The sequence below is a fragment of the Acidobacteriota bacterium genome (assembly GCA_016196035.1).
Taxonomy (GTDB): Bacteria; Acidobacteriota; Blastocatellia; order RBC074; family RBC074; genus JACPYM01.
Genome location: JACPYM010000070.1, coordinates 60,580 through 71,409, shown reverse-complemented (window position 1 = coordinate 71,409; position 10,830 = coordinate 60,580). Strand labels below are relative to the sequence as shown.

Annotated in this window: 7 protein-coding genes; all 7 read left to right on the top strand. The window is 59.8% G+C overall.

The genetic code is table 11. From position 1 onward, the window contains the following. Nucleotides 1-177 precede the first annotated feature (177 nt). The 7 genes from HY011_22020 to HY011_21990 all read left to right on the top strand — a co-directional run bounded on the left by HY011_22020 (nt 178) and on the right by HY011_21990 (nt 10,542). On the top strand, nt 178-1,287 hold the full coding sequence (locus HY011_22020) for a Gfo/Idh/MocA family oxidoreductase (GenBank protein ID MBI3425611.1): 1,110 nt from the start codon (nt 178-180) through the stop codon (nt 1,285-1,287). Nucleotides 1,288-1,485: 198 nt separating this feature from the next. Then, the gene (locus HY011_22015) at nt 1,486-1,947 is read left to right on the top strand and encodes a transposase (protein ID MBI3425610.1); all 462 of its coding nucleotides are present in this window, start codon (nt 1,486-1,488) and stop codon (nt 1,945-1,947) included. A 337-nt stretch (nt 1,948-2,284) separates the two neighbouring features. Continuing rightward, nucleotides 2,285-5,686: a TonB-dependent receptor gene (locus HY011_22010; GenBank protein ID MBI3425609.1), complete on the top strand. Its 3,402-nt coding sequence runs from the start codon at nt 2,285-2,287 to the stop codon at nt 5,684-5,686. Further along, nucleotides 5,583-6,128: a hypothetical protein gene (locus HY011_22005; protein MBI3425608.1), complete on the top strand. Its 546-nt coding sequence runs from the start codon at nt 5,583-5,585 to the stop codon at nt 6,126-6,128. Before HY011_22010 ends, HY011_22005 begins: the two co-directional genes overlap by 104 nt. A gap of 232 nt (nt 6,129-6,360) precedes the next feature. Then, nucleotides 6,361-7,518 (top strand): hypothetical protein, encoded by a 1,158-nt coding sequence (locus HY011_22000; protein MBI3425607.1) that lies wholly within the window; start codon nt 6,361-6,363, stop codon nt 7,516-7,518. A gap of 158 nt (nt 7,519-7,676) precedes the next feature. Continuing rightward, nucleotides 7,677-8,894, top strand: coding sequence for an exo-alpha-sialidase (locus HY011_21995; GenBank protein ID MBI3425606.1), 1,218 nt, complete (start codon nt 7,677-7,679; stop codon nt 8,892-8,894). 43 nt (nt 8,895-8,937) lie between these two features. Next, nucleotides 8,938-10,542: a multicopper oxidase domain-containing protein gene (locus HY011_21990; GenBank protein MBI3425605.1), complete on the top strand. Its 1,605-nt coding sequence runs from the start codon at nt 8,938-8,940 to the stop codon at nt 10,540-10,542. Nucleotides 10,543-10,830 lie beyond the last annotated feature (288 nt).

Below are 10,830 nucleotides of genomic sequence, written 5' to 3'. Positions count from 1 at the left end.
TTATCCGCTTGCTGACGCGCGCGGTACCGTCCCGTCGCGCGGCTTTGCTCTATACCGAAGTGAAAACCGATCTGAGCTTTCGCCAAAAGCGCCGAGCAGGTTTCGGTGCTCTGAACCACTTTTGATCAAGGCTGGAAATGAATCTGAGTTTTCAGCGTGAGGGCCAGGCACTTTCAAATGAACCCAACAAAACACCGCCGCACCTTTTTGAAATCCACGGCAGCCACAGCGGCTACTTTAACGGTTGACACCATCACATCGCGGCCAATTCATGCACAGAAGAGCCGTCTGCGATTCGGCGTGATCGGTCTGAATCACGGTCACATCAACGGGCAGGTCAAAGCCGTCCAGCGCGGGGGCGGGGAATTGATCTCCTTCTTTGCGAAGGAGCCTGATTTGAGCGCCAAATTCCAAAAAGACTTCCCCGGCGTCAAACTTGCGCGTAGCGAGGATGAGGTACTTTCGGACAGCAGCCTTCAACTCATCGTAAGTGCCTCAATTCCAAATGAACGCGCGCCGCTGGGCGTGCGCGTGATGCAACACGGCAAAGATTTCATGGTGGATAAACCCGGCGTCACTTCGCTGGAACAATTGGCCGTCGTGCGCCGCGTGCAAGCGCAAACCAAACGCATCTATTCGATCCTTTACAGCGAACGGTTGGAAAACGGCGCGACCCTCAAGGCGGGCGAATTGGTCAAAGCCGGCGCCATCGGCAAAGTGATTCAAACCGTCGGCCTGGGGCCGCATCAGGTTCGCCCTGAGACGCGCCCGGCCTGGTTTTGGGACACCAAATTTTACGGCGGCATCATCACCGACATCGCCTCGCATCAATTCGATCAGTTCTTGTATTTCACCGGCTCGACCAGCGGGGAAGTCGCCGCCGCGCAAGTCCGCAATGTCAATCATCCGAAGTATCCCAACTTTGAAGACTTCGGCGATGTGTTGTTGCACGGCAATGGCGGCACCGGCTACATCCGCGTGGATTGGTTTACGCCGGAGGGCCTGGGCACCTGGGGCGATGGCCGCCTGACTGTCATCGGCACCGAAGGCTTTCTCGAAATCCACAAGAACGTAGACATCGGCGGGCGCAAAGGCGGCAATCACCTTTTCCTGGTCAATCAAAAAGAAACCCGTTACTTCGATTGCAGCAAAGAGCCGCTGCCGTATGGCGAACAACTGGTCAACGACGTGCTCAATCGCACCGAGACGGCGATGCCCCAGACGCATTGTTTTCTGGCGACGGAATTGGCACTGAAGGCGCAAAAAATGGCGCGCAAATTGAGTTGAGTGCTCCAAGGAATCCCAGGCCCACTGGCGAGCAAGTGTTTAGAGTTCCGCCTTTAGGCGGTCAGGCGCGGAGCGTCTTGTTTGACGCGCCTGCGGCGCGCTGGCCGCCTAAAGGCGGAACTCTAAACACTCGCTTGCCGAGGTTGGCTTGCCGAGGTTGAAAAGGGAATTGAGTGTTGTGAAGAAAGGGGGCTTGGTATGTATGACTACCGCAAGCTCACGGCGGAACAGCAATGTGAAGTGGTGTTGTACCGGCATCAACACGGGCGGCCCTGGCATTCGCCGCCACACTGGGAATTCACGGGGGCCAAGCAGTTTCTGATTTCGGCGGCGTGTTACGAACACGCCCCTGTCATTGGTGCGACACTCGAACGGATGACGGAGTGCGAGAACAAGTTGTTGGAGATTTGCGCGCAGTACGGCAGCGCCGTGTACGCCTGGTGCATTCTGCCCAATCATTATCACCTGTTACTGAAGACCGATCAGCAAAAAGCCTTGCTGGCCGAGTTGGGCCGGTTTCACGGGCGTTCGTCATACGAATGGAATTTGCAGGACGCTTGCACGCGACGCAAAACCTGGCATCGCTGTTTTGATCGTGACATCCGTTCGCATCGGCATTTCTGGGCGAGCGTCAACTATGTGCATCACAACCCGGTGTAGCACGGCTACGTCGCCAAATGGCAGGACTGGCCCTGGGCCAGCGCGCCAGCCTGGTTGGCCGAAGTCGGGCCAGAAACGGCGCAAAAAATCTGGCGCAAATTCCCCATTCTCGACTACGGCGAGAAATGGGACATTGACCCCGAACCACCCGGTAGCAATCCCACTCCGGGGTAGCGAAGCAACCGGCAAGCAAGTGTTCAGAGTTCCGCCTTTTGGCGGTGAGGGGCGTGGCAGCGCCGCACTGACCGCCTAAAGGCGGAACTCTGAACACTTGAACACTTGCTCGTCAAAGTACGACTGAAAATGAATGGTTTAGCATTTCATTTGGAGGTTCACCATGACATCTGTGTTTTTCCGAGCGGCACGCGGGCGTGTGCTGTGGGTTAGTTTGGTGTGGTTGTTGTTATGCGGCGTGACGGCTCTTGGGCAAGAGACCCGCAGCACGATTCTCGGCACGGTCAAAGACGCTGCCGGAGCCGTGGTGCCCGGCGCAGCCATCGAGATCACCAACGCTGATACCAATGCTTCGACCCGCCTCTCGTCCAATGAGAAAGGCTATTTCGAAGCGGCTTATCTGCTGCCGGGCAACTACAACCTGACCGTTGTGGCGACCGGCTTCAAAAAGTATGTGCAAACCGGCTATGTGCTGACGGTCAACAGCCGCCAGAATCTCGATTTGACGCTTGAAATCGGCGGCACCAGCGAAACGGTCACCGTGACCGCCAGCAACGCGGCTTTGCTCGAGACCACCAACGGCAATGGCACCGCTTCGCTCGAACAACGCCAGATCGCCGACCTGCCGGTGATGAGCAACAGCGCCATTTTGCTCGCGCGCGGCGTGCCCGGCATGCAATGGACGGCGCAGCCCAACTATTTGGGCATGCACTCTAACGCGGGCGGTTCGGCCATCAGCGCGGCGGGCGGCGTCGGCGGCAACGAATACTCGCTCGACGGCGTGCCGAATATGGCACAGGGGCGGCGCGCGGGCTATCTGCCTTACACCGACACGGTCGCCGAATTCAAAGTCGAGACCGCGCCCTTCGATGCCAGCAAGGGCCACACGACGAGCGCCTCGATTTCGCTTTCGACCAAGAGCGGCACCAACGATTATCACGGCACGCTCTCGTGGCAGCACTGGCAACAGCGCCTCAACGGCACCCAGAGCACGACCAATTCAGGTTATTGGGCGCGCATCAAACAGGCCGAAGCGGCAGGGAACTCGACGCTGGCCGAACAATTGAAATCCGTCAGCCCGCAACCCAGCGGGCGTTCCAACAACTGGTCTGCTTCGGGCGGCGGGCCGGTGCGCGTGCCCTGGCTGTTCAACGGCAAAGACAAACTCTTCTTCTTCTTCGGCTACAACGCGGCCAAGGACGTGAAGACCGAAGAAGCGACCGCCGTCAATCGCACGGTGCCGAGCGATGCGCATCGCAAAGGCGATTTTTCTGACCTCTTGAAACTCGATCCCGTGCGCTATCAGATTTACGACCCGCGCACAGCGCGTTTGGTCAACGGCGTCGTTACGCGCGATCCTTTCCCCAACAATCAGGTGCCGATTCTGAATCCGATGTACAAGTTTTATGAGCCGCTCTGGCCGCACGCCAATAACGTACCCGGCGTGGTCGGCGCGGACGGCACGAACAACTATCTAGCTTCGGCCACGCCGTTCAACTGGGACTACAAGGCGTTCACCAACCGCGTGGACTTGGCGCTGACCGCCAAGCAGCGCATGTTCGGCAAGTGGAGTTACAGCAACTTCAACCCTGAAGATCGCAACGACTGGACTTATGAAACGGCGCGTGGGCTGCAACAGAACGGGCTGGTACGCAAGAACATCGGCATCACTTTCGACCACGTTTACACCTTGAACTCGACGACCATCTTTAACTGGTCGGTGGCGTGGAACCGCTTTATCGAGGGCAGCGCTTCCAATGCCGTGCAGACCGGTTTCCCGCCCAGCAAAGTCGGCTTGCCTAGTTATCTCGACGCCAAAGCCGGGCCGAACATTCACCTGCCCAACGTGGATTTCAACGCCTACAGCGATTTTACGCGCGGCTATCCGGGCTTTGCCCGTTACAGCGTGGGCACGGTGCGCGGTGAATTGCTCAAGACGATCAAAACGCACAGCCTGCGTTTCGGCGTGGACTTGCGCGAAAACTGGCGCGCGTCGAACGGCCCTGGCAACAGTTCGGGCAATTTCCAATTCTTCAACAACTATGTGCGGCAGGCGCAGAACACGACCAACGCCGGCACCATCGGGTTGGAATGGGCGGCGTTCATGTTAGGCGTGCCGACCAACGCTTCGATCAGCACGAACGACGACTTGTATCTCTGGAACAAGTTTTACTCCGGCTATGTGCAGGACGATTGGAAGCTGAGCCGCAAGCTGACAGTCAACCTGGGCTTGCGCTATGAACTCGAAGGCGGTTTCCGCGAACGTTTCAATCGCGGTTTGACCGGCTTTGACCTCAACGCACAATTGCCGATTGCGGCGGGCGCGCAGGCGGCTTACGCCACCTTGCCCGCTTCCCTCTTGGCGTTGCGTCCGGCCAGCGATTTTATCGTCAAAGGCGGCACGACCTTCCTGGGCAAAGACGGCGCGCCCGACACGGTCAACAAAGCGCAGCCGGGTTGGATGCCGCGTTTCGGGTTCGCCTATCAACTCAACGACAAGACCGTGTTGCGCGGCGGCTGGGGCATGTTCTTCGACACGAACAACGTGCTGAATGACGGTTTGAACCAGACCGGTTACAGCCGCGGCACCAGTACGACGATCACCAACGACAACGGCCTGACCTTTCTTGGCACCAACCTGACTGCGGCGGCTTGTCGTGCCAGCCTGACGGCTTGCACAACGTTGTTGGCCGATCCGTTTCCGGTGCGCGCCGATGGGACGCGCTTCGATGTGCCGCTGGGCAATGCCTTGGGCGTGATGGCGCTCACCGGACGCGGCCTCAATACTTACCTGGATTACAACTGGGAGCGCGCGCGGCAACAGCGCTTCCGCCTCGGCGTGCAGCGTCAAATCGGGCATTCGATGGTGGCCGAAATCGCCATGCTCGGTTCGCGCACCGATCACATCCAGGTCAGCAAACGCATTGACGCGCTGCCGGGCAAGTATTGGGCGACGGGGCTGATTCGCAACAACGCGCTGGCCAACGATCTGAATTCGACGCTGACCAATCCGTTCAACATTAACAACTTTGCCGCGTTGCGCACCTCGCTGCCGGTGATTTATGCCGACATGCTCACCAACAGCTTTTTCACCAACACCACCATCGGCAAAGCCACGCTGTTGCGGCCCTATCCGAACGGCGCGAATCTGGTGAACGGGCGCGACCCCGGCGGCGAGCAGGTTTACAACCATCTCGAAGCCACGCTGACCAAGCGGTTCTCCAACGGCTATTTGTTCCAGGCGTCGTACCTCTGGTCATCGAATATCGAACGCGTGGTGCGCGAGAATGAATTTGACGAAGAGTTGCGCTGGCGACCGACCAATAACTCGGCGCCGCACAACCTGAACGTCAACTTCATCTATGAACTGCCGTTCGGCAAAGGCAAGAAATTGCTGTCTGGTAACAAATGGCTGGGCGCGCTGGTGGGGCGGCTGGCAGGTCGGCGGCATTTACAACAAGATGAGCGGGCGCGCTTACGATCTGGGCAATTGGTTTTATTATGGCAACGACCTGCGCGCGGCAGCCAAAGACACCAAAGACCAGACCGTGGACGCCTGGTTTAACTGGCAGCTCTTCCCCGGCGCGACGCGTGATTACAGCGCGGCAAACCGGGCGGCCTACGAAACGCGCATTCGCGGGCTGGTGCCGCAAGCCGTGCTGACGCAGATGGGCAACATTTGCGGTTCAGGAAATAACGTGGCTTGCACCTATGAAAACGTGATCCCGACCAACTTCCAGCCGAACTCGTTTCACACGCGCGTCTTCCCCACGCGGCTGAACTGGTTGCGCAGCGATGGCAAGAACAACATTGATATGAATCTGGTCCGCCGCTTCACCGTGGCGGAAAAGAAACAGCTTGAGTTCCGCCTGGATCTGCTCAACGCGTTCAATCACGTGTTGTGGGATGTGCCGAACAACGACATCACCAGTTCGAACTTCGGCAAAGTCACGACGCAATGGAACACGCCGCGCTGGATTCAATTCATGTTGCGGTTTACGTTCTAAGTCGTCTTTGAATGTTGCTGCCGGTGAACGCCGTTTGCGATTTGCGGCGTTCACCGGCGCTTTGTTTTCGCGGCGCGGCATCTCTTTGGCTTGCTGCTCAGCCCGCTGATTGCCAGCGCGGCGATGACGTTTAGCTCGGTGTCGGTGATTACGAATGCGCGGCGGCTGCGCAAGCTGGCGTTGAAATTTCCCCGGTTGAAAGATTGAGAGGTTGAAAGATTGAAAGGAAGCTATGAAACCAATTCGCTCGATTTGTCTCACCCTGGTTGCGGCGGTTTTGCTCAGTGGCGCGCTCGCCGCACAATCCGCCAACCGCGTCACGTTGTTGCACGCCCCCGGCAGCGGCGTGCAACCGCAGGCGCTGCCGGATGAGCGCGGCACGCTGCATCTGATTTACCTGACGGGCGAGCCTGGCGCGAGCGACGTGCTGTATGTCAAACGCGCGGTGGGCCAGACCGAATTCAGCGCGCCCCTGCGCGTCAACAGCCAGCCGGGCAGCGCCGTTGCCACAGGCACGATTCGCGGCGCGCAACTCGCGCTGGGCAAACGCGGGCGCGTGCATGTCGTCTGGAACGGTTCGCAAAAAACCGCCAGCCAGGGCACGTTTGAAGCGCCGTTGCTTTACGCGCGGCTGAACGACGCGGGCACGGCCTTTGAACCGCAGCGCAATCTGATGCAACAGAGTCACGCGCTGGATGGCGGCGGCACCATCGCGGCGGATGGCGCGGGCAATGTCTATGTCGCGTGGCACGGCGCGGGCGCACAAAAAGGCGAAGAATACCGGCGCGTCTGGCTGGCGCGTTCGACCGATGACGGCCAGAGCTTTGCGCGCGAGACAGCCGTAGACCCGGACCAGACCGGCGCTTGCGCGTGTTGCGGTATGCGCGCCTTTGCGGATCAAGCGGGCGCGGTCTATCTGCTCTATCGCACGGCCACGAAAATGACCGAACGCGGTATGTACATGCTGGTTTCGCAAGATCGCGGCCAACGCTTTCGCGGCCAACGCCTGGATGATTGGACGCTGACGACGTGTCCGATGAGCAGCGTGACCATGACCAACGCTGCGCAACCCCTCGCCGCTTGGGAAAACAACGGGCAGGTGCAATTCGCCGCGTTAGACGCCAAACTCGCGCAACGTCCAACCAGCGTTGCTGCGCCTGCTACGACCGGCAAGCGCAAACATCCCGCCATCACGGTCAACGCGCGCGGCGAAACCTTGTTGGTCTGGACGGAAGGCACGGGCTGGAAGCGCGGCGGCTCGCTGGCCTGGCAGCTTTACGACCGCGCAGGCAATCCGGCGGCTGAAAGAGGTAGCGCCGAGGGCGTACCAGTGTGGGGCTTGGCGACGGCGGTGGCCTTGCCCAATGGCGAATTTCAAATCATCTATTGAATCCTGGGTACGCACCGCTTCCAGCGTGCAGGCTGGGCATGAGACAGACGAATGCTGACAGGAACTGCCTCCGGCATTATCGCGTCTGACGCCCAGCCTGCACGCTGGAAGCGGTGCGTACCCAGGGTTACACCAGTTTCGATTGTTTAAGAGGAGCGATGATGAAGCGCACCGGTTTGTTCAAACTGTTTGCCAGCCTGTTTTTATTGGTATTCGCCACCACGGCCAGTTTCGCCCAAGTGCGCGAATTGCCTGCGCCTGCCGGGCCGGGCAGCGGACAGCCCAATCTGGCGGTCGCGCGTGATGGTCGCGTGTATTTGAGCTGGATCGAAAAGCTGGGCGGCGGGCGCTTTTCATTGCGCTTTGCCGTGCGCGAAAAAGATGCCTGGTCAGCGCCGCGCGTGATTGCCGAGGGCGCGAACTGGTTCGTCAACTGGGCCGACTTCCCGTCGTTGATCGTGTTGCCGGATGGAACGCTGGCGGCGCATTGGCTGGTCAAGAATGGGCCGGGCACTTTCGATTACGCAGTGACCATCGCGCGTTCATTCGATGGCGGCCAGACCTGGGGCAAGCCGTTTGTGCCGCACCGCGATGGCAAGCTGGCGGAGCATGGCTTTGTTTCGCTCTTTGCCGCGCGCGATGGCAATTTGGCGGCGGTCTGGCTGGATGGGCGCGAGATGAAACCGGGCGCAAGTGAGCATGATCACGGAGGCGGCGACATGACGTTGCGCTACGTGAAGATCAAACGCGACGGCACGCTGACCGATGAAGCCGTGCTGGACGCGCGCGTGTGTGAATGCTGCCAGACTTCGGCGGCGATGACCGAAGCTGGGCCGGTGGTCGTTTATCGGGATCGCTCAGACAATGAAACGCGCGACATTTCGATTGTGCGGCTGGTAAACGGCCAGTGGAGCCAGCCGCGCACGGTCGGCGCTGACAACTGGCAAATCAACGGCTGTCCGGTCAACGGCCCTGCGGTCGCGGCGGCGGGGCGGCGCGTGGCAGTGGCCTGGTTCACCGCCGTCAACAATCAACCACGCGTGAAGCTGGCGTTCAGCAACGACGCCGGTGCGAGTTTTGGCGCGCCGCTCACGATTGACGATGGTAATCCGGCGGGCCGTGTCGAAACGTTGTTGCTGGCTGACGGCAGCGCGTTGGTGTGCTGGCTGGAAAAATTACCAGAGGGCGGCGCGGTGCGCGTGCGGCGCGTCTGGCCCGCAGATATTGCTGGCAAACGTGGCGAAGCAGTCACCGTTTCGACTGCGGGCGCGGCGCGTTCAAACGGCTTCCCGCAAATGGCGCGCACGGGCCAGACGCTGGTGTTCGCTTGGACGGGCGCGCAGGTGTTGACCGCAACAATGTCGCTGCCTGATTGAAACGAGGAACAGGTCTTGCGGTGCAATTGCCGAGGAGACCGTTATGCTGAACAAATGGGGAAATCTGCCCAGACGCAGTTTTTTGCAAGTGGCCGGGTACGGCGCGGTAGGAGTGCTGAGCAAGGCGGCCACTGCGCCGGTTACAGCCTCAGCCGTGGATGTGGAACTGATGTTGCGGGCGACACTGTTGGAAGTGCCGCTCTGGCCCGGCCCGGCGACACGCGTTTGGGGGTACCAAGGCGAAGTTTTAGCGGGCGACCCGCTCAGCTTGCAACCGTTGCAAGCGCCGGCGCGTGGCTATCCCGTCCGTTACCCCAATCTGTTGAGTCAAGCGCCACCGCGCCGGGGCAGCGCGCCATATAGCTATCTCGGCCCGATCATTCGTCTGCGGCGCGGCCAGCGCGTGCGCATCCATTTCACCAACCTATTGCCCGAAGCGACGGTAATGCACTGGCACGGCTTGCACGTGCCGCCAGAGGCGGACGCGCACCCAAGCTTGTTGGTTGCACCGGGGCAAAGTTATGTCTACGAGTTCGACGTGCTGAATCGCGCGGGCACCTATTGGTTTCACCCGCATCCCGATGGGCGCACGGCGCGGCAGGTTTATCACGGGCTGGCCGGGCTGTTCATTGTTACTGACGAAGAAGAGGCCGCCGTCGGGTTGCCTGCGGGCAGCGCAGAGGTGCCGCTGGTGCTGCAAGACCGGCTGATTGACGCGGACAATCAATTTGTTTACTCGGTGAACACGGGCATGGAAGGCTTCCTGGGCGACCGCATCTTGGTCAACGGGCGGCCCGATTTCATGTTGGCAGTGACGCGGCGTGCGTACCGGTTGCGCTTACTCAACGGCTCGAATTCACGCGTCTATAAATTGGCCTGGAGCGATGGCGCGCCGTTGCAAGTGATCGGCACGGATGGCGGTTTGCTCGAACGCCCGGTCGAGCGCGAGTACGTGATGCTGGTGCCGGGCGAACGCGTGGAATTGTGGGCTGATTTCAGTTCGCGCGAAGTAAACGAAGAATTGCAGTTGCGCAGTCTGCCGTTCAGCGGCGTGAACGCGGGAATGGGCGGCGCGCAGGCCTTGCCGAACGGCGCGGCGTTCACGGTGCTGAAGGTGCGTGTGACAGGCGGCGCGCGCGAATCCGGTGTATTGCCCGCGCGGCTCTCGACGATCAACCGCTATCGTCTGGAAGACGCGGTCAATCGTGCTGCGCCGCGCAGTTTTGCCGTCACGTTCGGGATGATGAGCGGCGGTATGCGCTGGCTGCTCAACGGGCGTCCTTACAATCAAGACGAAGTCGCCGCTAATGAAGTCGTCCAACTCAATACCACCGAGGTGTGGGAACTGGTCAACAATTCTACCGGCGGCCCGACTGGCGGGATGATGGGGATGAGCATGGTTCATCCGCTACACATTCACGGACTGCAATTTCAGGTGCTCGAACGGCAGGGCGGTATCGCAGGTTATGAAACCGTGCGGTACGGATATGTGGACGAAGGCTGGAAAGACACTGTGATGCTGATGCCGGGCGAGCGCATCAGGCTGTTAATGCGCTTCGAGGATTTCACCGGCAAGTACGTTTATCACTGCCACAACCTGGAACACGAGGACGCGGGGATGATGCGCAATTACCTGGTGCGCGGTTGAGCAGCGTGATTTCACGCTCGCCTGCGCGGAATCCTACGCAGTTTCTGGTCGTTGGTGCTTGGGAATGCCGCTTGCTAAGTTGGTTGGTGAGTTGAAGTGAAGCACTCTTACGCAGTCGTTGATCAGTAGAAGAGGTCGCAACGTTGAAACAGCAGATCGTACAAACCGGTTTTCACCAACGCCTTTGCCTGAGCCATTGGCGGGACTTGGGGCGCTTGGTTTTCTTCGCCCTCTTACTTACGCAGCAGGCGTGGGCGGGTTTGTTCTGCTGTTGCGAACCTATCGGGA

What these genes read in the sequence shown, in the direction of transcription:
- HY011_22020 (MBI3425611.1), top strand. Translation starts at nt 178, where the DNA reads ATGAACCCAACAAAACACCGCCGCACCTTTTTGAAATCCACGGCAGCC.
- HY011_22015 (MBI3425610.1), top strand. Translation starts at nt 1,486, where the DNA reads ATGTATGACTACCGCAAGCTCACGGCGGAACAGCAATGTGAAGTGGTG.
- HY011_22010 (MBI3425609.1), top strand. Translation starts at nt 2,285, where the DNA reads ATGACATCTGTGTTTTTCCGAGCGGCACGCGGGCGTGTGCTGTGGGTT.
- HY011_22005 (MBI3425608.1), top strand. Translation starts at nt 5,583, where the DNA reads ATGAGCGGGCGCGCTTACGATCTGGGCAATTGGTTTTATTATGGCAAC.
- HY011_22000 (MBI3425607.1), top strand. Translation starts at nt 6,361, where the DNA reads ATGAAACCAATTCGCTCGATTTGTCTCACCCTGGTTGCGGCGGTTTTG.
- HY011_21995 (MBI3425606.1), top strand. Translation starts at nt 7,677, where the DNA reads ATGATGAAGCGCACCGGTTTGTTCAAACTGTTTGCCAGCCTGTTTTTA.
- HY011_21990 (MBI3425605.1), top strand. Translation starts at nt 8,938, where the DNA reads ATGCTGAACAAATGGGGAAATCTGCCCAGACGCAGTTTTTTGCAAGTG.